Annotated in this window: 26 protein-coding genes and 1 pseudogene; 14 read left to right on the top strand and 13 right to left on the bottom strand. The window is 61.6% G+C overall.

All coding sequences use genetic code 11. The features are described 5' to 3' along the window. Positions 1 to 40 precede the first annotated feature (40 nt). Positions 41 to 1,858 (top strand): adenine deaminase, encoded by a 1,818-nt coding sequence (ade, locus tag A3A9_RS0100910; protein ID WP_027057113.1) that lies wholly within the window; start codon positions 41 to 43, stop codon positions 1,856 to 1,858. 24 nt (positions 1,859 to 1,882) lie between these two features. On the opposite strand, the gene A3A9_RS0100905 is transcribed toward ade, so the two are convergent. The 3 genes from A3A9_RS0100905 to A3A9_RS0100895 all read right to left on the bottom strand — a co-directional run bounded on the left by A3A9_RS0100905 (position 1,883) and on the right by A3A9_RS0100895 (position 5,767). Next, entirely contained in the window at positions 1,883 to 3,046 is a 1,164-nt protein-coding gene (locus A3A9_RS0100905) for an alpha/beta hydrolase (protein ID WP_027057112.1), read from the bottom strand. Between the two features lie 143 nt (positions 3,047 to 3,189). Beyond that, positions 3,190 to 4,263: an alpha/beta hydrolase gene (locus A3A9_RS0100900; RefSeq protein ID WP_027057111.1), complete on the bottom strand. Its 1,074-nt coding sequence runs from the start codon at positions 4,261 to 4,263 to the stop codon at positions 3,190 to 3,192. 100 nt (positions 4,264 to 4,363) lie between these two features. Continuing rightward, positions 4,364 to 5,767 (bottom strand): M24 family metallopeptidase, encoded by a 1,404-nt coding sequence (locus tag A3A9_RS0100895; RefSeq protein ID WP_027057110.1) that lies wholly within the window; start codon positions 5,765 to 5,767, stop codon positions 4,364 to 4,366. Between the two features lie 202 nt (positions 5,768 to 5,969). Here A3A9_RS0100895 and ilvA point away from each other — a divergent pair, with 202 nt between their 5' ends. Further along, on the top strand, positions 5,970 to 7,226 hold the full coding sequence (gene ilvA, locus A3A9_RS0100890; RefSeq protein WP_027057109.1) for a threonine ammonia-lyase IlvA: 1,257 nt from the start codon (positions 5,970 to 5,972) through the stop codon (positions 7,224 to 7,226). Beyond that, positions 7,223 to 7,777, top strand: a complete 555-nt coding sequence (locus A3A9_RS0100885) for a DUF1697 domain-containing protein (RefSeq protein WP_027057108.1) — start codon at positions 7,223 to 7,225, stop codon at positions 7,775 to 7,777. The genes ilvA and A3A9_RS0100885 overlap by 4 nt, the downstream gene beginning before the upstream one ends. Positions 7,778 to 7,782: 5 nt before the next feature. On the opposite strand, the gene A3A9_RS0100880 is transcribed toward A3A9_RS0100885, so the two are convergent. Further along, positions 7,783 to 8,070 carry a DUF2218 domain-containing protein gene (locus tag A3A9_RS0100880; protein WP_027057107.1) on the bottom strand — a complete coding sequence of 96 codons (288 nt, stop codon included), beginning with the start codon at positions 8,068 to 8,070 and terminating at the stop codon, positions 7,783 to 7,785. A 133-nt stretch (positions 8,071 to 8,203) separates the two neighbouring features. Continuing rightward, entirely contained in the window at positions 8,204 to 8,644 is a 441-nt protein-coding gene (locus A3A9_RS0100875) for a VOC family protein (protein WP_027057106.1), read from the bottom strand. Between the two features lie 217 nt (positions 8,645 to 8,861). On the opposite strand from A3A9_RS0100875, the gene A3A9_RS0100870 reads away from it, so the two are divergent. From A3A9_RS0100870 to A3A9_RS0100855, 4 genes are all read left to right on the top strand, one after another. Further along, positions 8,862 to 9,455 (top strand): cold-shock protein, encoded by a 594-nt coding sequence (locus tag A3A9_RS0100870; protein ID WP_033838250.1) that lies wholly within the window; start codon positions 8,862 to 8,864, stop codon positions 9,453 to 9,455. Between the two features lie 129 nt (positions 9,456 to 9,584). Continuing rightward, positions 9,585 to 10,148, top strand: a complete 564-nt coding sequence (locus A3A9_RS0100865; RefSeq protein ID WP_027057104.1) for a DUF192 domain-containing protein — start codon at positions 9,585 to 9,587, stop codon at positions 10,146 to 10,148. A gap of 18 nt (positions 10,149 to 10,166) precedes the next feature. Next, complete coding sequence (locus A3A9_RS0100860) at positions 10,167 to 10,934, top strand: alpha/beta fold hydrolase (protein ID WP_027057103.1); 768 nt, start codon at positions 10,167 to 10,169, stop codon at positions 10,932 to 10,934. Between the two features lie 42 nt (positions 10,935 to 10,976). Next, a complete protein-coding gene (locus tag A3A9_RS0100855; RefSeq protein WP_027057102.1) occupies positions 10,977 to 11,327 on the top strand; it encodes a hypothetical protein in 351 nt (116 codons plus the stop codon). Here the strand turns inward: A3A9_RS0100855 and speB are convergent. After that, on the bottom strand, positions 11,320 to 12,291 hold the full coding sequence (gene speB / locus A3A9_RS0100850) for an agmatinase (protein ID WP_027057101.1): 972 nt from the start codon (positions 12,289 to 12,291) through the stop codon (positions 11,320 to 11,322). The genes A3A9_RS0100855 and speB overlap by 8 nt on opposite strands. 124 nt (positions 12,292 to 12,415) lie before the next feature. Next, positions 12,416 to 13,021, bottom strand: coding sequence for an HD domain-containing protein (locus A3A9_RS0100845; RefSeq protein ID WP_027057100.1), 606 nt, complete (start codon positions 13,019 to 13,021; stop codon positions 12,416 to 12,418). 146 nt (positions 13,022 to 13,167) lie between these two features. On the opposite strand from A3A9_RS0100845, the gene cysE reads away from it, so the two are divergent. Continuing rightward, positions 13,168 to 14,016 (top strand): serine O-acetyltransferase, encoded by an 849-nt coding sequence (gene cysE, locus A3A9_RS0100840; protein ID WP_027057099.1) that lies wholly within the window; start codon positions 13,168 to 13,170, stop codon positions 14,014 to 14,016. Between the two features lie 154 nt (positions 14,017 to 14,170). After that, positions 14,171 to 14,374 (top strand): DUF3126 family protein, encoded by a 204-nt coding sequence (locus tag A3A9_RS0100835; RefSeq protein WP_013531334.1) that lies wholly within the window; start codon positions 14,171 to 14,173, stop codon positions 14,372 to 14,374. A gap of 48 nt (positions 14,375 to 14,422) precedes the next feature. Here A3A9_RS0100835 and A3A9_RS0100830 read toward each other — a convergent pair whose 3' ends face one another. Beyond that, a complete protein-coding gene (locus A3A9_RS0100830) occupies positions 14,423 to 15,154 on the bottom strand; it encodes a hypothetical protein (protein WP_027057098.1) in 732 nt (243 codons plus the stop codon). Between the two features lie 117 nt (positions 15,155 to 15,271). On the opposite strand from A3A9_RS0100830, the gene A3A9_RS0100825 reads away from it, so the two are divergent. Both A3A9_RS0100825 and A3A9_RS0100820 read left to right on the top strand, forming a co-directional pair. Then, positions 15,272 to 15,607: a DUF6949 family protein gene (locus tag A3A9_RS0100825; RefSeq protein WP_027057097.1), complete on the top strand. Its 336-nt coding sequence runs from the start codon at positions 15,272 to 15,274 to the stop codon at positions 15,605 to 15,607. A 19-nt stretch (positions 15,608 to 15,626) separates the two neighbouring features. Further along, complete coding sequence (locus tag A3A9_RS0100820) at positions 15,627 to 16,154, top strand: gamma carbonic anhydrase family protein (protein ID WP_027057096.1); 528 nt, start codon at positions 15,627 to 15,629, stop codon at positions 16,152 to 16,154. A gap of 46 nt (positions 16,155 to 16,200) precedes the next feature. On the opposite strand, the gene A3A9_RS0100815 is transcribed toward A3A9_RS0100820, so the two are convergent. The 4 genes from A3A9_RS0100815 to A3A9_RS0100800 all read right to left on the bottom strand — a co-directional run bounded on the left by A3A9_RS0100815 (position 16,201) and on the right by A3A9_RS0100800 (position 19,428). Next, entirely contained in the window at positions 16,201 to 16,953 is a 753-nt protein-coding gene (locus A3A9_RS0100815) for an NYN domain-containing protein (RefSeq protein WP_027057095.1), read from the bottom strand. Positions 16,954 to 17,141: 188 nt separating this feature from the next. Beyond that, a complete protein-coding gene (locus tag A3A9_RS0100810) occupies positions 17,142 to 17,750 on the bottom strand; it encodes a transglutaminase-like cysteine peptidase (protein ID WP_027057094.1) in 609 nt (202 codons plus the stop codon). Between the two features lie 308 nt (positions 17,751 to 18,058). Next, the gene (locus A3A9_RS0100805; protein WP_027028754.1) at positions 18,059 to 18,676 is read right to left on the bottom strand and encodes a PilZ domain-containing protein; all 618 of its coding nucleotides are present in this window, start codon (positions 18,674 to 18,676) and stop codon (positions 18,059 to 18,061) included. Positions 18,677 to 18,795: 119 nt separating this feature from the next. Further along, positions 18,796 to 19,428, bottom strand: coding sequence for a PAS domain-containing protein (locus A3A9_RS0100800; RefSeq protein ID WP_027057093.1), 633 nt, complete (start codon positions 19,426 to 19,428; stop codon positions 18,796 to 18,798). A gap of 406 nt (positions 19,429 to 19,834) precedes the next feature. Between A3A9_RS0100800 and A3A9_RS0100795 the strand changes: the two genes are divergently transcribed. Then, positions 19,835 to 20,593, top strand: coding sequence for a rhomboid family intramembrane serine protease (locus tag A3A9_RS0100795; RefSeq protein WP_027057092.1), 759 nt, complete (start codon positions 19,835 to 19,837; stop codon positions 20,591 to 20,593). Between the two features lie 87 nt (positions 20,594 to 20,680). Continuing rightward, a complete protein-coding gene (locus A3A9_RS0100790; protein WP_027057091.1) occupies positions 20,681 to 21,112 on the top strand; it encodes a CBS domain-containing protein in 432 nt (143 codons plus the stop codon). A gap of 48 nt (positions 21,113 to 21,160) precedes the next feature. Here the strand turns inward: A3A9_RS0100790 and A3A9_RS42270 are convergent. Beyond that, positions 21,161 to 21,405 (bottom strand): annotated as a pseudogene (locus tag A3A9_RS42270) (YjhX family toxin). Between the two features lie 409 nt (positions 21,406 to 21,814). Here A3A9_RS42270 and gatB point away from each other — a divergent pair. Continuing rightward, entirely contained in the window at positions 21,815 to 23,314 is a 1,500-nt protein-coding gene (gene gatB, locus A3A9_RS0100785; RefSeq protein ID WP_027057090.1) for an Asp-tRNA(Asn)/Glu-tRNA(Gln) amidotransferase subunit GatB, read from the top strand. Positions 23,315 to 23,318: the final 4 nt, after the last annotated feature.

The following is a 23,318-nucleotide window of genomic DNA, read 5'->3' as shown; positions in this document are numbered from 1 at the left end:
CAGGCAGGCTTGGCACAGTCGCGTAAACAGGAGTCTCTTGATGGCAAAGAAGCCGGCGGCGCATGCGACGAAACCCAAGCCATGGACCGAGATGGCGACACATCTGGTCGACGTCGCCATGGGCCGCAAGCCCGCCGATCTCGTCATCCGCAACGGCCGCTGGGTGAATGTTCACTCAGGCGAGATCATCGCCGGCACCGATATCGCCATATCAGACGGCCGCTTTGCCTATTGTGGGCCGAATGCCAGCCACGCGATTGGTCAGGGTACCAAGGTGGTCGACGCCGGCGGGCGCTACCTCGTGCCGGGCCTCTGCGATGCGCATATGCATGTCGAGAGCGGCATGGTGACGGTGACCGAATTCTGCCGCGCGGTTATCCCGCATGGTACCACGTCGATGTTCATCGATCCGCATGAGATCGCCAACGTGCTCGGCCTGCCGGGCGTTCGCCTGATGCATGACGAGGCGGTTGCCATGCCCATCAACGTGCATGTGCAGATGCCGTCCTGCGTGCCTTCGGCACCGGGGCTCGAACATTCCGGTGCCGAGCTCACGGTCGCCGATGTTGCCGAAGCGATGACCTGGGAAAACATCATCGGGCTCGGCGAAGTGATGAATTTCCCCGGTGTCGTCGCCAATGACCCTGTCATGTCCGGCGAGATCGCCGCCACTGTGAAAGCCGGCAAGACGGTGGGCGGTCACTATGCGTCCCGCGATCTCGGCCTGCCGTTCCACGGCTATGTCGCCGGCGGACCCGAGGACGACCATGAAGGCACGCGCGCCGAGGATGCGATTGCCCGTGTGCGCCAGGGCATGAAGGCGATGCTGCGGCTGGGCTCCGCCTGGTACGACGTTGCCTCGCAGATCAAGGCGGTGACCGAAGGCGGCATCGATCCGCGCAACTTCATACTGTGCACCGACGACAGCCATTCCGGCACGCTGGTCCACGAGGGGCATATGGACCGGGTGGTGCGTCACGTCATCCAACAGGGGCTGAAGCCGGTGACGGCGATCCAGATGGCGACGATCAACACCGCCCAGCATTTCAGGCTGGAACGCGAGATCGGTTCGATCGCGCCGGGGCGGTTGGGCGACCTGCTGATTGTCTCCGATCTCGCCGCAATGACCATCGATGAGGTCTATGCACGCGGCGTCAGGCTGGCCAAGGGCGGCAAGCTCGACATCGACATTCCGGCCTATGACTATCCAGAGACGGCGAAGAACACCGTCAAGCTGGGCAAGAAACTCAAGGCCGGCGATTTCGACATCACGGCCCCCAAGGGCGCCAACGAAGTGCGGGTGCGGGTGATCGGCGTCATCGAGAACCAGGCGCCGACGCGGGCGTTGGAGGCGGATCTGCCGGTCGAGGACGGGCTGGTTGCCATGGACCGCCGCAACGATGTCTGCCAGATCGCGCTGGTCGAGCGCCACAGGGGCACGGGCGGCGTCACCAACGCCTTCGTCTCCGGTTTCGGCTATATGAGCGATTGCGCCATGGCGTCGAGCGTGGCGCATGACGCCCACCACATCATCTGCGTCGGCACCAACAAGCAGGACATGGCGCTGGCGGTCAACCGGCTGGGCGAAGTCGGCGGCGGCGTCGTGCTGTTTTCCAAGGGCAAGGAACTGGCGCTGGTCGAAATGCCTATCGCCGGCCTGATGTCGGACGAGCGCGCCGAGATCGTCGCCGCCAAAGCCGAAAAGCTGACCGAGGCGATGCGCAAGATGGGCTGTTCGCTGAACAACGCCTACATGCAGCACTCGCTGCTGGCGCTCGTGGTCATCCCGGAGCTGAGGATTTCCGATGTCGGCCTGATAGACGTGACGACGTTCCAGAAGGTCGATCTGTTCGTCTAGGCTCAACGACCCAGCGTCCGGTACTCACCCCCCAGTGACGATAGTCAGCACCTTGAATGGCGTGGTGATGACGACCTCGGCGACCGAACCGACGGCCTTGCCGAGGCCCTGGCCGAGATTGTTGAGCTGTGCCGGATCGGGTTCGTCCGAGGCGAGGCCAGCTGGCGTGCGCAGGCGGTCGCCGAGCAACTGCACCAGGATCGGATTGTCGGCGAATTTGGCGTGGTTGAGGCCACCGTCGCCGCCCTTGATCTTGGACAGGTCGACCACGGAGACGCCATAGCTGGCGAGATCGGCGGCATTGCCGTAGTCGCCGACACGGGGTTTGTCACCCGAGATGATGGACGACAGCTTGAGCGCCCGGTCATCGCTTGAAAGCAGCACGGCAAACGGCTTGTTCGGCTTGCCGTAGCGCATCATCTGCTTTTTGAACACGTCGACATCGATGTCGGGCGAAGCCAGGACGACATAGCCGAGCTTGCCGCCGAGATCGCGGTCGCCGGTGATGGCGAGTTGGCGCAGCGCCTCCATCGTCAGCCAGGTTCCCATCGAATGAGCGATGATGTCGATGCTCTTGACCCGCGTCTTGGCGAGCATTCTGAGCGTCGCCTCCAGATCGTCGCGCGCGGCGTTGGCACTGTCCTTGTCGTAGATGTAGCCGGTCGTCTTGGCGCTCGACGCCCAGGAAAACAGCACCGGCGTGCCCGGATATTTCGTGTCGTGGGCGATCTGCGTCAGCCGGTAGATACCGTCGTCGAAGCCATTGTTGAAGCCATGCACGAAGACCAGCGCGCGGTCGCCGCGCATGGCAATGTCGGCACCGACCGCCTTGGCGAATTGCGGCGCGCCTTCGTAGTAGGTGACGTCCTTGGCGGTGAAATCCTTGGCCGGATTGCTGTTGGCTGAGCCCTTGGCGCGCTCGATGGCGCCGACCTGATGGCTTTTCGGAACAGTGACATCGACCCGGGCAAAGCTGGTGGTCAGCGAACGATCGCCGTCGAACACCTGGCGCGGATCCTTCGTCGCTTTCTGCCGGGTCGTGGCGACGAAAATCTCATGCGTGGCAGCGATGGCGGATGCGGGCACGGCGACCGTCGTCTTGTTGAGCAGATCGTGCGTATTTCCGGCGCAGCCGGCGACCAGCACAGCGAAGGTTAAGGCGACGACACTCTTCAAACGCACGGTCACGCGCCGGCTCCCGTAAAGGGGGACGTCAAAAACATGACGTCGCTTGGTATTCCGATAAGGCCAGAGCCGGGCGCGGTCCAGTTCAAAGTGAATCGGGGCGTCCGCAAGGGTGAATGGCTAAGACGACTGTCACCAAACCGCATCTACTGCCCGAGCTGGCTGATACGGTCGGTCACATCTCGGTCGCTGGCAAAGCCGTCATCCTCGCGCAGCCGTTGGCCGATCATCTTCACCAGGGCCGGATTGTCGGCGAATTTCGTATGGTTGAAGCTGTCGGTGCCTTTGACCTTGGAGAGATCGACGACCGTCACGCCGTAGGAGGCAAGATCGGCGGCATCCTTATAGTCGCCGACGCGTGGCCGCGAACCGGCGATCAGGCCGGAGAGCCTGAGCGCGCGGTCGTCGTCAGACAACAGCAGAATGAACGGCTTGTCGGGCTTGCCATAGCGGCGCATCTGGCTCTTGAACACGTCGACATCGATGTCGGGCGAGGCCAGCACCACATCGCCGAGCTTGCCGCCGAGGTCGCGGTCGCCGCTGATGGCCATCTGGCGCAGCGTTTCCATCGTCACCCAGGTTCCCATCGAATGGGCGACAATGTCGATGCGTCGCGCGCCGGACTGCTCCAGCATCCGCAGCGTCACTTCGAGCTGGTCGCGCGCGGCACTCGCACTTTCCTTGTCATAGACATAGTCGGTGGTCCTGGCGCCCGAGGCCCAGGAAAACAGCACCGGCGTGCCCGGGTAGCCGGAATCATGGACGAGCTGGGTCAGGCGGTAGACGGCATCGTCGAAGCCGGTGTTGTAGCCATGCACGAAGACCATGACGCGGCCGCCGCGTGCCGCGATATCGGCGTTGAGCGCGCTGGAGAATTTCGGTTGCGCGTCGTAGCCGACGACCTCGGAAGCCATGAAATATTTGGCCGGATCATTCGACTTGCCGCGCGAGCGCCGCTCGATCTGGCCGGTCTGATGGATGCCCGGCACGGTGACGTTGACGCGGGCATAGTTTAGCGTGGCCGAGCGCTCGCCATCGAAAACCTTGTTGGGATCGTCGGACTTCTTGCGCGTCGTGGCGATGAAGATCGAGTGGTTGCCAGCGATTTCCGTCACCGGCGCGGACATGACAGCGCTGCCAAGCAGTTCCTGGGTTTGCGGGCCGGCGCAGCCGGCAACGAGCAAGGCAAGGACGACTATAAAAATCTTCTTCAAAGGCACTTAGAAATTCCAACTCTGGCCGAATGGCCCATCCACCCCCGCGACACCTCCCGGACAGGGAGAGTGCGGCAGAACTAAGTCACATCGGGTCGAAATGTGGTCAGCGGCTGGTCACAGCCATCGCACTGTTGCGCGAAAGCCAGAATGGCGGGAGAAACGCCGGAATGTTGGAGAAGGGCAGCATCTCCGGCTTGAGGCGGATGCCGAGCACGTCCGCCATGAATGCGCGGCGCGCTTCGATGCGGTTCCAGGCCTCGGGATGGCGTGCCGCGATCTCCTCGCGCAGCACCTCGTCGGCGAGTGCGATGCCGTCCTCGATGTTGGTGGTGAAATAGTCGCTGCCGGTCGCCGGAATGATGTCGACCTGCAATGCCATGCCGGATTTCAGCTTGATGCCGGAGCCGGAAAACACCGGCGAATGCATCCACTCGTCGATATGGACGAGATGGCCGGGATTGAGCGAGACGCCAAAGAACGGGTCGCCGATGCGGTCATGCACCGCCTTCCACAAAGCGCCGCCCGTGGTGCCGATACCGATCGCCTCATACCAGTCGACAACCGCGGCGAAATAGGGCGCGACCAGCTTTTCGACATAGTCGCGGATGGCAGGAGGCAGCTCGGAGGCATCCTCGGCCAGGAAGCCGGCACGGGCATTGAGCGCGCCCTGGATGCCATAGGCCATGGTGATCGGGTCGCCGCGCTTGATCACATCGAGGCGAGGACTGGGCAGGCCATAGGCGGCGCGCTTTCCCGCCGACAGCATCGGGTGACAGCCATGCGGCAGGCCGTTCATGCCCATCAGCCGCGCCGCCTGCAGTTCGGTCATCCCGGGCTCGATACCTCGCAGCACATTGCGCAACCCTTGCGAGGTGAAGGTCGCGGCGAACTCGAAGGCAGCCAGTTGGTCCGCCTCGTTGATGGCGCGCAGGCCGTCGGTGGGGTTCATCAGCAGATTGGCGGCATTGACGACCGCGCCCTTGTCGCCGACGAAAGCGCGCAACGTATCGGCAATGAAGGAGGGCAGGTCGAGCGTCGTCTCATCGAAGCCGGCGTCGCCGGCGCCAAAGGGCTTCCAGCCGATGGCGCCGATCCTGTGGCCGGGCTTCAGGCCGCAGGCGGCAAGGATGTCGGGCAGTGCGTCCGAGCGGTCACGCGGCTGCGCCGGCAACGAGAACGTCTGGTAGAGCACGCGCTCGTAGGGGCCGTTGCAGAGTTCGGCATAGCCCCAGCCCTCATTGCCGACGAGAAGTCTTGGCTGCCGGCCCGGAACGATGACCAGCAATGTCTCCTCGAAGCGCGGATCGTAGCCTGAGAGATAGGCGACATTGGCCGCGTGTTCGCGGTCGCCATAGATGGCGAAGCCATCGAAGCCGGCCTTGGCGCCCCGCGCGGTCAGCGCCTCGATGCGCGCCTCATGGGTATTCCGGGCAACCAGCGGCATCACCGTCGGTTCGCCGAATTCCGGCAGCGCCATGAATTTCAGGCCGACCGATGCGACAGGCATGAACAAACGCCCCCAAGTGCTTGCAACGATTCTTCGAATGCCCTTTGCGGGAGGGGCATGGATGGCCGGACAATGGCGTTGCGGGGCCAGATATGCAATAGGCAGGATCGGCTGCGCGAGGTCAGGATGCAACTGACAGACTCTCTGTGCGCAAGGTTGATGACAGGGTCCGCGCAGACATGCGGCACAAGGTGACTTTCCGATGACCAATTTTTCCTCGCGCGTCGCTACCGCTGCCGCCGCGATCCGCCAGATCTTTCCGGAAACGCCGCTGCAGGAAAACGACTATCTGTCGAAAAAGACGGGCGCCCGGGTGCTGTTGAAGCGTGAGGATTTGAGCCCGGTGCGTTCCTACAAGATTCGCGGTGCCTTCAATTTCTTCCGCAAGGCGCTTGCCGCCGGCAACCAGGCCGAACTGTTCGTCTGCGCCTCGGCCGGCAACCATGCGCAGGGTTTTGCCTTCGTCTGCCGCCATTTCGGCAAGAAGGGCGTGGTGTTCATGCCGGTGACGACGCCGCAGCAGAAGATCGACAAGACCAGGCTGTTCGGCGGCGAGTTCGTCGAGATCAGGCTGATCGGCGACTTCTTCGACGACTGCTATCGCGCCGCCTTCGAATTCACCGAAAGCTCCGGTGCCCACATGGTGCCGCCCTTCGACCACAAGGACATCATCGAGGGGCAGGCGACGGTCGCCTATGAGATCTCGGACCAGATGCCGGGCGCGCGCATGCCCGACATCATCATGCTGCCGGTCGGCGGCGGCGGGCTCGCCGCCGGCGTCACCCATTTTTTCGCCGATCAGGGCCGGGACGCGCGTTTCGTCTTCTGCGAGCCGGCCGGCGCGCCGAGCCTGCATGACAGCCTTGCGGCCGGAAAACGGTTGAAGCTCGCCAAGGTCGACAATTTCGTCGACGGCGCGGCGGTGGCCGAGATCGGCCGCGAACCCTTGCGATACCTCAAGGAATTCGCCGCCGACACGGTGCGGCTGATCCCGGAAAACCGGCTCTGCGCGACGATGATCGAGATGCTCAACATCGAAGGCGTCGTGCTCGAGCCGGCCGGCGCGCTGGCCATCGACGCGCTCAAGGACTTTTCCAGGAAGGAGATCCGCGGCAAGACCATTGTCGCCGTGGTTTCAGGCGGCAATTTCGATTTCGAGCGGCTGCCGGATGTCAAGGAACGGGCGCTGCGCTTCGAGGGTCTGAAGAAGTACTTCATCATCCGCTTTCCGCAGCGGCCGGGCGCGCTGCGCGACTTCCTCGAAATGCTGGGCCCGGACGACGACATTGCTCGCTTCGAATATCTGAAGAAATCGGCGCGCAATTTCGGCTCGGTGCTGATCGGCATCGAAACTAAGGACCGCCGCAATTTCGATTTGCTCAGGGCGAATTTCGAGGCCGAGGGCGTCCAGTATCAGGATATCACCGACAACGAGACATTGGCCGGGTTCATCATATGAGCGGGAAAGTCTTCATCGCCCTGTTCTCCGGCATCAATGTCGGCGGCAACCGCATCGTCAAGATGGCGGAGTTGCGGTCGTTCTTCGAGGATCTCGGCTTTTCCGATGTCGCCACCTATGTGCAGAGCGGCAATGCAGTGTTCCGGGCCGGCAAGGGCGACGCGGCCGCGCTGACCAAACAGATCGAAGCGGCCTTCGAGAAGAAATGGGGTTTTCATTCGCGCATCATGGTGCGCGATCTTTCCTGGTTCGAACGGCTGGTGTGCGAAAATCCCTATCCGGAAGCGGCCGCAGACCACACCAAGCTCCACGCCTATGCGCTGGAGCGTGAACCGACCACCGATGAGGTGGCGCGGCTGACCGAAAAATGCACCGGCCCCGAGCGCTTCGAGGTTAAGGGCGACGTGCTCTACTTGCATGCGCCGGACGGGCTCGGCAAATCCGTGTTTGCTAACCTCATTCCGCGCGTTCTGAAGGTGCCTGGCACTGCACGAAACTGGCGCTCGGCGCTGGCGCTGCTGGAGATGGCCGATCAGGCCGATCAGAAATAGGCCGATTACGCCGCTGGCTTCCAGTCGAAGGTGAGTTCCTCGCGGAAAGCAAAGCGCTTGATGTGGTCGGCGACGACGCTTTCCAGTCGCTCGATCGACCCGGCTTCGTCGGTCGACACCGTGATGTGCAGTGTGCTCGCATCGGCATCCATGACCGTGCGGCCGAGCGAAAGATCGATCGTGCCACGGGTGGGGTCGAATTCGACGGGAAATTTGTGCGCCCAGTGCTTGCACAGCTGCTGCAGATAGCGGCTGGCATGTTCGGTGGCGACATCGGCACGGCTGGTCGGCATGAATGAATTCTCCTGGACGGGGCGCTGGCTTTGCCTGGCTGACGCGTCAGGCAGGTAGATAGGTGCCGTCGATCAGAACGGCAAAGGCGGCCGGCTTGTCCGCGCGGCCGCCTTGCTCAAGATGGCGTGATCGCTACCAGGTGCCGGTGTTCGGCATTGAGGCCCAGGGCTCGGCCTTGGGCTTTGCCGGTCCCTTCTGCAGCAGCTCGAACGAGATGCCGTCCGGCGATTTGACGAAGGCCATATTGCCGTCGCGCGGCGGCCGGTTGATGACGACGCCCTTGTCCATCAGATGCTGGCAGGTGGCGTAGATGTCGTCGACCTCATAGGCGAGGTGGCCGAAATTGCGGCCGCCCTTGTAGTCTTCAGGATCCCAGTTGTAGGTCAGTTCGATCAGCGGTGCCTTGTCGGCGATGCCACTTTGCTCGTCTTCAGAAGCCGCGAGGAAGATCAGCGTGAAGCGGCCCTGCTCGTTTTCGTAGCGGCGGACCTCCTTCAGCCCGAGCTTGTTGCAGTAGAAATCGAGCGAGGCATCGACATCGGCGACGCGGACCATGGTGTGCAGATAGCGCATGTGATTTTCCTGAGGTCGTTGGGCTGCGGCGCAACATAGGGTCGGCCTGGCGAAAGGGCAATCTCAGGCGGCAGGCGATGCCGGCAAAGAACAAATCCGGCATTCGCGCAATGAACCGTGAAAAAAGGCAGGGAAGGTCTTGCACACACCGGAAGCCGCGGTGTTAATCTGGTGTCAAGAATCAGTTGCGGTGTTCTTGAAAAAAGGGGGCATTCTTATGGGGGAAAAGGCCTCTTTGACGGGGCGGGCCGGAACCCTTGGCGACGCCTTGGCGCGCGACGAAGGCGGCGATGCCGACCTTGCAGAAATTGCCGGCGCCATCAAGTGGTTCGATGTAGCCAAGGGCTATGGGTTCATTCTTCCCGATGATGGTATCTCGGGCGATATCCTCCTCCATGTGACATGTCTTCGGCGGGACGGCTTCCAGACAGCCCTGGAAGGCGCGCGTGTGGTCTGTCTTGTCAAGCAGGGCGATCGCGGGCTGCAGGCCTTCCGTGTGCTTTCGATGGATATCACCACCGCCGTCCATCCCGCGGAAATGCAGGAACAGCGCACCCATGTCGCGGTGACGCCGGAAAGCGGGCTCGAGCGCGCTTTGGTGAAGTGGTTCAACCGCACAAAGGGCTTCGGCTTCCTGACGCGCGGCGAGGGCACCGAGGACATTTTCGTCCACATGGAGACCTTGCGTCGCTATGGCATCACCGAGCTTCGGCCGGGGCAGGTTGTGCTTGTTCGGTTCGGGCGCGGTGACAAAGGCCTTATGGCCGCCGAAATTCACCCCGATATGGGCACCTTGCCGGTCTCGCATTAGGGCTTTGTCCATCCCGGTAAAATCGGGATGGCTCCTCCACCTCCTCATTGTTTGACCATGATCTCAAGTGAGAACCGGGTTCCCCTTTTGGGGATCATGGTCTAGGACGATTTTGGTCGAGGATTTTACATGGCTCACAGGAATTGGCTGACGGCGGGCATAATGTGCGCCATTGCTGCCGTCATCGTAGCAGCAAGCGCCTTCTTCTATTTCCAGGTTCCAAGCGCGGCCGACAGCCGGGCAATGATTCTTCCGGTCGATCCGACGCCATTGGTCGTGGCGACGAAGAACGGCAATCGCTCTTTTTCCATTGAGATCGCGGATACCGAACCGGAGCGCGAGGCTGGCCTGATGTTTCGCGACGACATGGCGGATGACCACGGCATGCTGTTCGTCTTTGAGATACCGCAGCAGGTCAGTTTCTGGATGAAGAACACACCGATGCCGCTTGATCTTATTTTTATCGGTCAGGATGGCAAGATCCGGGCGGTCAAGCATGGCGAACCGCAATCCGAGGCCGTCATTTCGCCGGGTGTACCGGTGCGCTTCGTGCTCGAGCTCAAGGCTGGCACCGCCGCCAAGAATGGCATCGAGTATGACGATCTGCTGCGCCATCCGGCCGTCGGCACGGTATCTGGCCCCGGAATGCCACCAGCGGACAAAGGTGATTCTCCAAACGTCAATTCCAACTGAGCGCGAACTAACCTGCCGATGCAGTTCTTTTCCCATGATGGCTTCGATCTAGCCTTCCTCGACCGCCAGCCGGCATCGGGCTTAGGCGATCCTGTACTCATGATCCACGGCTTCGCCTCGAGCCACTACGTCAACTGGGTATCGCCCGGCTGGTTCAAGACGCTCAACGATGCCGGCTATCGCGCCATCGCCTTCGACAATCGCGGCCATGGCTCGTCGTCGAAGAGCTACGACGAGGCCGATTACACACCCGCGAAAATGGCTTCGGACGCGGCCGCCTTGCTAGATCATCTCAGCATCGAGCGCGCCCATGTCATGGGCTATTCGATGGGCGCGCGCATTGCGGCGTTCCTGGCGCTGTCCGATCCCGACAAGGTGGCGACGCTGGTCTTTGGCGGCCTCGGCATCGGCATGATCGACGGCGTCGGCGATTGGGATCCGATCGCGGCGACCCTCCTTGCCGACGATCCGGCCACGACGACCCATCCGCGCGGGCGCTCTTTTCGCGCCTTTGCCGATCAGACCCACAGTGATCGCCGGGCACTTGCCGCCTGCATTGCAAAATCGCGGGAGTTGCTTGATGAGGACGACATCGCCCGCATCGCTCAACCGACGCTCGTCGCCGTCGGCACCACGGACGATATCGGCGGCTCGCCCGACGAGCTTGCGGCCTTGATGCCCAACGCCAGGGCTTTTCACATCGAAGGACGCGACCATATGCTGGCGGTCGGCGACAAGACCTTCAAGCAACGCGTGCTGGAGTTTTATGCTGAACATCCGCTTTGAGTGGTGAGCCGGGGGGCAACAATGGCGCAATGGGGAAGAGGTATGGCCGACATGCCGGGCGTGGTGGCGCAAGGCAAGTTCGGCAAACGTTCGGTCGTGCTGGCGCTGTGCGCGTTCGGGGCTGGAACGCTCGCCATCATCACGATGGTGGCGATACCGCGCGACGCGTCTCAGTTGGTCCAGGACATCGCGCCATGGGTCTTCATGGCCATATTTCTTATAGCCGCGCCGATCATGCATATCACTGGGTTCATCTTCGGGATCATGGCGCTGGTCCGCTCAAACGATAGCCGTGGACTCGGCCTTCTCGGGATCATCCTCAACGGCCTGTCGGTGATGGCAGGGCTTGGTATTCTCGCGGCAATGGCGTCGACGATAGGCGCCTTTACCTGATCTTGCACGCTCTTGCTGCCTGAACCGACTTCGCCAGCACGCACAGCAATTCGAACATCATCGTCGCGCCCGCCAACGCCGTCATGCCGGCGAGATCGAAGGGCGGCGCCACTTCGACGACATCGGCGCCGACAATGTTCAATCCGTCGAGCAGACGGACCATTTCCTGCACCTCGCGTGTGGTGAAGCCGCCGAGCTCGGGCGTGCCTGTTCCCGGCGCCATTGACGGGTCGATGCAGTCGATGTCGAAGGTCACATAGGTTGGGCCGGTTCCGGCAATAGTACGCGCTTCTTCCATGACGCTGGTAGCACCCCGCCTGACGAATTCCTCCATGTAGATGATCCGAATGCCCTGGGCGACCGCCCAGTCATGCTCGCCGGGCTCGTAGATCGAGCCGCGAATGCCGATCTGCACGACCCGCCTGGGGTCGAGCAGGCCCTCTTCGATGGCCCGGCGGAAGGGTGTGCCGTGGGTGTAGGGATTGTCGCCGAAATAGCGGTCATTGGTGTCGGAATGCGCATCGAAGTGGATCATGCCGACTGGTCTGTGCCTGGCGACAGCGCGCAGCACCGGCAGCGTCGTCAGATGATCGCCTCCGGCGGCCAGCGGAATGGCGCCTGCCGCCACGATTGCAGCAATGCCGTCCTCGATGCGTTTCAATCCGTCCATGAGGTTGATCGGATTGACCGAGAGATCGCCGACATCGGCGACATTGGCGATGCTGAACGGCTCGATGCCCGAAACGTGGTGGACACGCCGCATCAGGCTCGACTGGTTGCGGATATCGCGCGGGCCGTGGCGCGCGCCGGCGCGGTTGGTCGTGCCGCCGTCCCAGGGTATGCCGACCAGCGCGATGTCGAGCCCCTCGGCGCTCGCCACCGCCGGCAGCCGCATGAAGGTCGAGAGCCCGGCAAAGCGGGGAACGACCGAAGCGTCGACCGGTTGGAAGAAATTGCTGCTCATGATGTCGGCACCTCGGGAGAATCCACGTTGTACGATTTCAGCGATCCGCGTCTCGCAGTCATCGGTCAGCCAATGGCCTTTTAGGGCCACATGCAAGTGCGCGGGGGAGATCTCCGGCGGAAAATCACGAGGGCTTTTGCAGGGCCGCCAGCGACCGCGCCAGGTTCAGCCTGGCCTGCGGCTCGAAACGTTGGCGAAATTCCTGCGTGTGGAAGATATGCGGGCGGGCGAGAAAACCGGTCAGCACAGCACCCCGTCCGGCACGCCACATCGGTTCCTCCACCCAGCCATACTCGCGGCGGACGGCGCGCTCAAAGGCGTCGAACGCATCCGGCGCGGCACCCAGGATCGACAGATCCATGTCGAGGAAGAGGCTGGCGTCGCGCGTGGCCGTCGCGTCATCGAACCGGGGCAACTGGTGCGTGGCGGTGGCGAGGATCATCGCGCTGATGCGGCTCAGGCGCCCGCCGTCGGTGCTCCCCGCGAGCCTTGTCTCGGCAAGGGCAGCACTTCTGGCCTCATTGTCCTTGGCCTTGCTGTCGTAGATGGCGTCGTGGAACCAGATCGCCGCTTCGACGGCTTCGGGATCGCCGAGCGACGCTCGATACTCCCCAGCCAACGCGAGCATCGCTTCGATATGGGCAAGGTTGTGGTAGTGGCGATCCTCGGCCTTGTAGAGCACCGAGAGCTCGGTTCTGAGGTCGGTGTCGATCAAGGGTTCGTTTTCCATGGCTGCTTGAATTCCTGCGAACCAAATCCATTTGACACAGCACTAAGGAAAATTGAGTTCATTCGTGCTATGATCTGTCTTATATGTGCGGCCAGACAGTAGGCATGCATAACCCGCAAGCTAGCAGGACCCAGGACGAGACGTCGATGAACAGCATCAGCATTTCCCGCCACAGCGTGTTGCAGCCGGTCGATCCGATCTGGCGTTCGATCCGCGACGAGGCGATGGACGCGGTCAACCGTGATCCGCTTCTTGCCGCGTTCCTCTATTCGACGATCCTGAACCAGGAGAGCCTGGAAGAGGCCGTGATCCACCGGATCGCCGAGCGGCTTGCCCACCAGGACATTGGCTCCGATCTCATCCGCCAGACCTTCAAATCGATGCTGGCCGACGACAAGGACTGGCCAACGACCGTGCGCGTCGACATCCAGGCCTATTATGACCGCGACCCGGCCTGCGACCGCTTCATCATGCCGGTGCTCTATTTCAAGGGCTTTCATGCCATCCAGACCCACAGGCTGGCGCACTGGCTGTGGAACCAGGGCCGCAAGGATTTCGCGCTCTATCTGCAAAGCCGTTCATCCTCGGTCTTCCAGACCGATATCAATCCGGCCGCGCGCATCGGCAAGGGCATCTTCATCGATCATGCCACCGGCCTCGTCGTCGGCGAGACCGCGGTCATCGAGGACGATGTGTCGATCTTGCACGGCGTGACGCTGGGCGGCACCGGCAAGGCCGGTGGCGACCGCCACCCCAAGATCCGCCGTGGCGTGCTGATCGGCGCCGGCGCCAAGATTCTCGGCAACATCGAGATCGGCCATTGCTCCAAGATCGCCGCCGGTTCGGTTGTTTTGTCGCCGGTGCCGCACAACAAGACCGTTGCCGGCGTGCCGGCCCGCGTCGTTGGCGAGACCGGCTGCGACCAGCCCTCGCGCCAGATGGACCAGCTTCTGCCGTCGCAGACGATGGACCAGGTGGTCAGCTTCGATATCTGATTTTCCGCGCCGGCGCGTTGCCTGGCGTGATTGCGATTTTGCCCGGAGGCGCTGACGCTTCCGGTGCAATACGGCCGGCTTGCCTTTACATCGCCATTGTCGACGTGCCAGAAGCGCCCTTCAAACCAGCAAGCCCGATGATCGGAGAAGACTGTTGAAGCCGGACGAAATCAGAAAGCTGGACGCCTATTTCAAGCGCGTCTTCCAGAACCCCAAGCTCGAGGTCAAGGCACGGCCGCGCAAGGACGATTCGGCCGAGGTCTATGTCGGTGACGAGTTTCTCGGCATCGTCTTCAAGGATGAGGACGACGGCGACTACAATTTCTCGATGGCGATCCTCGATATCGATCTGGCCTGAGCCCGCGATCCAACGGCAGGCCGCGCCGAGCGCGGCCGCCTCTCCCTGTCAATGTCCGGTCTTCAGGATACGCCCGGCCTCGGCGGTCATCGCCGCATCGAGCGCCTGCCAGTCGCCAAGGAATTCCTTGGAAAAACGATAGATCAGGCTGAGATCGTTGCCAACATGGATGTCCCGCTCGCAGGGCGCCAGCGATTCTCCAGCACTCGGCCCGCTCAGGCAGCGGGCCACGAACGGGTCCTTGCCCTCGCGCTTGCCGACCACCAGCACCTCGTTCAGATAGCCTGATTTCTCATTGAAAGCGTAGACCGTCGTGCCGCCAGGTCCGGGAATGCCGGGCTGGACGATCAGCGCGCTGTAGATCGGCGCGAACCGGCCACTCATGTCTCGCGACATCATCTGCTGTTCGAAAGACAGGAAGATGATGTTCCTGTTGGCTTCCGAGTGATTGAAATCGTCGCGAGCCGCCTCGCTGTAGCCGTCCATCTGCGGATAGCGCAGATAGAGGTCGAGACGCGAGGCAATGCCGTCGCGCCGGGCCTGGGCGAAGCGAATGGTATTGGCCGGCACGGCGATGACATTGTTGCCGATCACGACCTGGCGGATGGTCGGATCGTCCGTGTATCCGGCCATGGCGATGGTATGGCCGAACCATTTGCCGCCAACGCTGATCGCTACCGACAGCAGGGCAAGTGCGGCGAAGGCATAGAACACCCGCCTCATCAGCATGGAATCAACCACGGTGAATTCAGCGCCGTTGGCGATTGCTGCCTGCTTCATCTCGGTCCTCATCCCAACCGCCATTCCCGGTGTCCCTCGACGGCACACATCGCGCGGCACGGCTCTTGCAGCCTTCCTGAAACGACTGTGCGATTTCATGGTAAATGGAAGGTTAAGATGCCCCAGATGGAACTCTTCCTGTTCGCTTTTGTCGTCGGGCTGACGGTTTGCGGGCTGACGGGCTCGACGATGGAGCTGGTGTCGGGCCGCAAGGTCGCCTTCGCAGAGCCCTATGTGTCGCCCTCGCATGTGCTGCGCTCGCTGGCGGCGACGGCGGGCGCCGGCCCGTTCATGCTGGTCAACGATGCCCTCGATGCCCGGCGCCAGAACCGCATTTCGACAATGGCGCTCCTGTCATGCGGCTGCACCGCGATTGCCTGGTCCCTCGCGCTCGGCATCGTCATACTGGCCATTGCCTCATGGACGATCCGTCTCATAGGGTCCGGCATCTGAGACGAATCGGAGGCCGACAATGCCGCTTTATGCGATCGATGGAACTGAACCCAGCTTCGCGGATGCGGACACGAACTGGATCGCTCCCGACGCGACGCTGATTGGCGATGTGCGTATCGGCCGCAACGCCGGCTTCTGGTTCGGCGTCGTCATTCGCGGTGACAACGAGCCGATCACTATCGGCGCCGACACCAATGTGCAGGAACATACGGTCATGCACACCGATCCCGGCTTTCCGCTGACCATCGGCGAAGGCTGCACGATCGGCCATCGGGCCATGCTGCATGGCTGCACGATCGGCGACAACAGCCTGATCGGCATGGGCGCCATCGTGCTGAACGGTGCGAAGATCGGCAAGAATTCGCTGGTCGGCGCGGGCGCACTGGTCACGGAGGGCAAGGAATTTCCGGACAATTCGCTGATCGTCGGCTCGCCGGCCAAGGCGATCCGGGTGCTGGACGATGCAGCTGTCGCCAGGCTGCGCAGCTCGGCCGCGCACTACGTCGCCAACGGCAAACGTTTCAAGGCTGGGCTGACGAAGGTGTAAGCCACCATCCAACCGGCAAGTTACGGGGACGGCATCCCCGCGTGGATCAGGTGGATTTGCTTTTTCCCCTTCTCGCTGCCGGGGGCTTGATTCGTATCCGCATGGCTCCCCCTTTGGGAGCCTCGATTTCGAATTGGGCTGTGCCCCTCACTAGGTCACTCAGTTTGCCGAAACCATAGGTGCGAGGGTCAAAATCGGAGAAGAGGTTCGAGAGTTGCTTGCCGAATGTGCCGAGCAGCACCCAACCGTCTTCACTGTCCATCTGGCCAATGACTTTCTTGAGTATGGGCAGCGCGGCACTGGACGATCGAAGCGGCTTCGATGCGGGCGCGGTGTCCGGGATGTTCGCCGGGCCACGCAGAAGGTTCTCGGTGTAGATGAACCGGCGGCAAGCCTGCCGAAAACTCTCCGGGGTCTTCTGCTCTCCAAACCCGAACACATCGACACCCTGTTCACGTATGCGTGCAGCAAGCCGGGTGAAATCACTATCGGAAGAAACTAGACAGAAACCGTCGAAACGACCGCTATGGAGCAGATCCATCGCGTCGATTACCAGCGTGATATCTGAAGCATTCTTCCCGGTGGTATAGGCGAACTGCTGCTGCGGAATGATTGCGTGCTTCGTCAGGATGTCTGCCCAGCCCTTGGATCGAGGGCTGGAGAAGTCGCCATATATCCGGCGCACACTGGCTTCGCCGATCTTTGCGATTTCCTCGAACAAGCCGTCGGCAATCTTGGCGGAGGTGTTGTCGGCATCGATAAGAACCGCAAGACGCGGCGATCGAGCTTCGGTCGGCATAGTACCTCCTGCGGCTGATATCTTATGGAGATATGGTGACGCGAATAGGCACTATGCCATCGAAATTGGATCAATTTCAGCAGCCATGACCAGAAATGGCGGAGCCGGCCCGGGGACGGGGCCGGCTCCTTTGACCCGGTCGTTGGGGACGGGGAGGGTGGGGACTCGACCGGGTTTCTCGTTGCGTCCTAGCGGACGCTGGCGACCGCGTCGGAGCGGCCGTCGTTGATCGTCACCCAAACGCCGGAATTCTCCGTCGATTGACGCTTGAGATAGGTGTAGTCGGTGTCCGTCCAGGACAGCACCTTGGTTTCCAGATTGTCGAGAATGAACTCGCCGAGGCTCGTGCGCACGGTCAGCACGGCGTGGCCGTCGCCATTTGGCTGGCGCGCAACCGTCATCAGGAGATCACCGGCCGGCACGCCCGCGCTCATCAGTTCGCGACGCTTCTCCAGCGCGTAGTCCTCGCAATCGCCATAGCCATTGTCGGGATAGGACCAGTATTCTTCGACACCGTAGTTTTCCATGTCGGTGCGCGGCTTGATGCGGGTGTTGACCGAATTGTTGACGTTGACGATCGTCGCCCAGAGCTTGCGGCTCAGGTCGACCGGATCGCCCTTGGGAGTCTTCTCGTTGCATTCGATCGGTATGCGCTGGCAGAATTCATAATGGCCAACAGGCTGCGTGGTACGTCCGCCGGTGTGCATATAGGCCGGTCCCGCGGCATATGCTGATCCCCAAGCGGAAAGCTGCATCGCCATTGCCAACAGCAACAGCCTGCCCCTCGTTTTTTTCATTTTTAGTCTCCCCGTTCGAAGGAGACATTGCCACAGCTGGATTTATTTGACGCAAAAGCGCGAAGCAGACTTTAAGTAAAACGCCAGTAGAATAAACATAAAATTTGAATCATTTGAGTATTGAATTGTTTGGATTGCCGGATCTGGCCTGCTGGGGCGCGCGGCTTTTGCGGCCGATCCTGCAGATAGCCGCCTCGGGTTGCCCGAAGCGACGTCGATCGCTTCCAGGGGATACCAGTCGCTGTTGCCCAGAAACAAAAAACCGGCCGCGAAGGGCCGGTTTGATTGGGGTTTCCCGTCCGATCCGGTCAGGCGCGCGGCGTGTTGAATTCGGAATCGAGCGTTTCGGGGCGCTGGATGACGGCGAATTCGATGGCGACGCCATCCTCGAAATGACGAACGATCTGCCCGCGCATGGTGCCAAGCATGACCTGGATGCCGATCGCCGGCTTGACGTCGATCTCGACCGCGGCGCCGGACAGCGACAGGTCGATAATCCGGCACTGGTACTGACGGCCGTCGGTAAGCTGCAGCACGCTGGTCGGGTTGCGCGGCGCGACGCGCTCGTGGCGGCGGTCTTCCGGCAGGTCGAGCTCGTGCTTGTTGGCAAGCCAGGTCAATTGCGCCGCCAGCTTGTCCTTCTTGCGGTCGGACGCAATCACCGTCATGGCGAAGCCGTCCTGCAAGGTGCGTGTGACGACACCTTCGATGCGCCCGATATGGTCGATATAGGCGATGACTTTTTCGCCGGGCATGCCGACCCGGTCGGTGCGGAACGCGACGTTGCCGGGCGACATGTCGACAACCTGGCAAGGGTGTTCGGTGCGATCTTCCAGCATGAAGCGCCCGTATATCTTGACCCGGACGCGCTGAAAGTTACGCCTTTCAGCTTGGGACGGCGCGTAGTCGACCGCCGCTGACCTCATGACTGCCTACACCCCGTTTGGCATTCCCGCGCGTCAATGCGAGGGATTTCATCAGAGAAGTACAACAAAGCGGGTTAACAAAGGGAAAAAACGAGCCTGCAACACCGTGCGATCATCAACTATTCCTCGCGCCCGCCGTCGAAGACGACGAGATGGCGGATGCGGCGCGCCCGGCCAAGCGCCGAGATCGTTTCGGGCGCATCGAGTTCGGCTGGAACGAGCGAGGGAACGTCGATCGCCGGACGGTTGTTAAGGAGTTCCTTCTCCGGATCGATGACCCGGATCGAATCGATCATTGCGTCCGTGATCGGGTCGGCGCCCAGCCAGAACGGCTTCTCCACCGCGCTGATTACGCCCAGGCAGCGCGGATTTTCGATGCCGCCGTCAAGCGGCAAGGCAAGCAGTTCGAACTTGTTGGAGCGGCCGTTGCGGCTGAAGCCCTCGAAAGCGATCAGGACGACGGATTTCTGGTCGAAGACACCATGAATCAGCCGGGAGACCAGGCGCTGATCCTTCTCGCGCCACAGCGACGGGAACGAGAACCCCTTGAGTTCGCGGCCATAGCAGGCGCAGAGCCTGGTGCCAGCGAGGCGGAACACGGGTTGCCCGCGCGTGTCCTTTTCCAGGATGAATGTATCGGCCAGCAGCGATTTGATGTCGGCCGGCTCGACTTCCGAACGCTTCGGAGCAGGGCGTCCGTCACGCAGGCGGTTCCAATAGTGGAACAGCGTGATCGATCCGTTTTGGTTCATAATATGCTGCTCCGCGCATTCTGTCGTCTGATGTCCCATCGGTGAACAGAAGGGCGCCCTCCGATGACTTACATGCGTTGGGGAGCAGGAACCGTGCCAGCGTCGTTAACACTTGTTCACGGGTCGGGGCCGTTAAGGTTAACAACTGGTTTACGTTGCGGCGAAGCAGGCCCTGTGGCACACCAAAACCACTCCAGAAGCGGTCGTTTCGCGACGATCGGCAGCACTTCAGTCAAGAGTTTTAGGGGAGCAGGGGGCTCGACCGGCCGTTCAAGGGAAACCTTGAACGGCTTCTTTTTTGATTCGCATCAGGACGATTCGCCGTTTGCGGTTCCGTTGGCCGTGATCTAGATGCTGGCCAGATCGAACCAGCCCCAGATCGAACCACCACCGAGTGCGACTGCAGATGAGCGAACCGCAAAATCCTTCCGAGGCCGAACAGGCCGAAAACATGCCACCTCCGACACGCGAGCCGGTGTTCAATCTGCCGCCGGTCGTGCTGGCGGTGATCGGCATTTGCGCGGCCGTCTTTCTGCTGCAGCAATATGTCCTGAACGACGCGCAGCAAATGACGCTGCTCTACGACGGGGCCTTCATCCCTGTCCTTTACACCGGACAATACGGCTTCGACTGGTTCCTGTTCACGCGGCCCTTCACCTATGCCTTCATGCATGGCGGCTTTGCCCATATCGCCATCAACATGGTCTGGCTCGCCGCCTTCGGCTCGCCGCTGGCCAACCGTCTCGGCGCGCTCTGGTTCGCCTTGTTCTTCGCCGTCACCGGACTGGCTTCCGTGGTGCTCTTCTGGGCCATGCATCCCTATGGCGAGGCGCCGCTGGTCGGTGCCTCCGGCGCCATATCGGGCATGATGGGTGCCGCGGCACGTTTTGGTTTCCGCACCGACCGCTCGGCCGGCAAGGCTGCCTTCGCAGGTCCCGTGCTGCCGATCAGCATTGTACTGCGCTTACGCGGCGTCGTGATCTTCCTCGCCGTCTGGATGATCATCAATCTCGCCACAGGCTTGCTTGGCTTCGCCCCTGGAATAGACGGCCAGATCGCCTGGGAGGCCCATATTGGCGGCTTCGTCGCCGGCTTCTTCGGCCTGCGGTGGTTCGACCGGCGATGGCAGCCGTCCGAATGGGAGAGCAGCGACCACCGCACTTGAAATGCAACCGATCACGGCGCACGATGTTCACTCTTATGTGAAGCCGGTCTGGGCAGGGGACCGGAAAGCAAAGCGGAGGAGGAAGCCATGACTGTTAAGGCAATTCTCGAGAGAAAAGGCCACGACGTGATGACGCTCGGGCCGAACGAAAAGCTCAGCGAAGCCATCCGCATCCTGGCCGAACACAAGATCGGTGCGCTGGTCATCACCAATGGCGATCGCAAGATCGTCGGCATCCTGTCCGAGCGCGACATCGTGCGGGTTGTCGCCAAGGAAGGTGGTGCGGCACTCGATATCGCGGTGCGTTCGGCAATGACGCCGAAGGTGAAGATCTGCAATGAGAACCACACCGTCAACGAGGTCATGGAGATCATGACCAGGGGCCGCTTCCGCCATCTGCCTGTGGAAAAGGACGGCCTGCTCGACGGCATCGTCTCCATCGGCGACGTGGTCAAGCGACGCATCGAGGATGTCGAGCGTGAGGCCAACGAGATCAGGGCCTACATCGCCACTGCCTGAGCGGCGAACGGAACCGCCGGCCGGAGTGCCGACCGGCGGAACCACAGGCTATCTGTTGTCGAGTTCGGAACGGACGAGTTCTAGTCCGCGCCTTGTGGTGCGGTAGGGACCGCCATCTTCCGGCGACGAAACCGCCTTCTTGCGTTTCAACTTTCGAAACAGGTCGAGATCGACGCCCGGATAGTGCCAGCCGTCGCGGGTCAGACATTTGACGGAGGCGATCCGTTTTTTTGGTTCTTTTCGATTTCAATGCGTCCGCCCTGCGCGAGCAAATGCAGGATGCGCTGTCCCACAGCGCCGCGCGTCCTCTTGGACGCGCAAAGGACGCTGTGGCACTTATAACTTGGCGCATGATCCTTTCCGAAAATCGATTCCGATTTTCGGGGTCATGCGCTGCGCGAAATATCCATGTGAGAGTTTTTCCGGGAAAACAAAAAATGCCGCCGCCGCGAAGCTTCGCGGCACGGGGTTTCAGGTTTTCTGCCCTGCCTCGCTACGAGGTCAGGGCTCTACCGGGACTGAGCGTAAGTGGACATCCACTCTCCATTGGGATGAGCGTCCTATAGGCGAAAGCGGCCGAAAAGGCCAGCCCGCGGCTTTGCGCTTGTCTCTTTTGGCGGTTTGCACTAGCGAAGCGGGTACGATTTGTACCTCCTGAATGCGCAGTGCATTCAGCATCAATTCTGAATTTGACGGCAGGCCATGACACTCATCGATACCCGCACGCCCGACGCAAAACGCCTGATCCCTGGCGCCACCGGCGACTGGGAAATCATCATCGGTCTCGAGGTTCACGCGCAGGTCATCTCGGAAGCAAAATTGTTTTCCGGCGCTTCGACCGCTTTCGGTGCGGCCCCCAATGCCAATGTCAGCCTGGTCGATGCGGCCATGCCGGGCATGCTGCCCGTCATCAACGAGGAATGCGTCAAGCAGGCGATCCGCACCGGTCTCGGCCTGAAGGCGCAGATCAACCACAAGTCGGTCTTCGATCGAAAGAACTATTTCTATCCCGACCTGCCGCAGGGCTACCAGATCTCGCAGTTCAAGCAGCCGATCGTCGGCGAGGGCACGGTGATTGTCTCGGTCGGACCGGACCGGCAGGGCGAGTTCGAGGACATCGAGGTTGGCATCGAGCGGCTGCATCTGGAGCAGGATGCCGGCAAGTCGATACACGACCAGCATCCGACCATGTCCTATGTCGACCTCAACCGCTCTGGCGTGGCGCTGATGGAGATCGTCTCCAAGCCTGACCTGCGCTCCGGCGATGAAGCCAAGGCCTATGTCACCAAGCTGCGCACCATCATGCGCTATCTCGGTACCTGCGACGGCAACATGGATGAAGGCTCGCTGCGCGCCGACGTCAACGTCTCGGTGCGCCGGCCCGGTGGCGAGTTCGGCACACGCTGCGAGATCAAGAACATGAACTCGATCCGCTTCATCGGCCAGGCCATCGACTATGAGGCGCGCCGCCAGATCGCCATCCTGGAGGACGGCGGCAAGATCGACCAGGAAACGCGGCTATATGACGCCGTCAAGGGCGAGACGCGCTCCATGCGCTCGAAGGAAGAAGCGCACGACTACCGCTATTTTCCCGATCCCGATCTTCTGCCGCTGGAATTCGACCAGGCCTATGTCGATGCTTTGGCCACAGGACTGCCGGAACTGCCCGACGACAAGAAGGCGCGGCTGATCTCCTCGCTGGGTCTCTCGACCTACGACGCTTCGATTCTGGTGTCGGAAAAGTCGGTCGCCGACTATTTCGAGAAGGTGGCCGCCGGACGTGACGGCAAGCTCGCCGCCAACTGGGTCATCAACGATCTGCTCGGCCAATTGAACAAGGCGGGCAAGGACATTGAAAATGCTCCGGTTTCACCCGACCAGCTCGGCGCGGTCATCGACCTGATCAAGGATGGCACCATCTCCGGCAAGATTGCCAAGGACCTGTTCGAGATCGTCTGGAACGAAGGCGGCGATCCGCGCCAGCTGGTCGAAAGCCGTGGCTTGAAGCAGGTCACCGACACCGGCGCCATCGAGAAGGCGGTCGACGAGGTGATCGCGGCCAATCCCGACAAGGTCGAACAGGCGCGCGCCAAGCCGACCATGGCCGGCTGGTTCGTTGGCCAGGTGATGAAGGCCACCGGCGGCAAGGCCAACCCGCAGGCGGTCAACGACCTCGTCAAAGCCAAGCTCGGCATCGAGTAAGGCC

Origin of the sequence: Mesorhizobium loti CJ3sym, assembly GCF_000472785.1 — a bacterium.
Lineage (GTDB): Bacteria > Pseudomonadota > Alphaproteobacteria > Rhizobiales > Rhizobiaceae > Mesorhizobium > Mesorhizobium loti_E.
The sequence above is the reverse complement of the archived record's forward strand: the minus strand, read 5'-3'. Positions and strand labels throughout refer to the sequence as shown.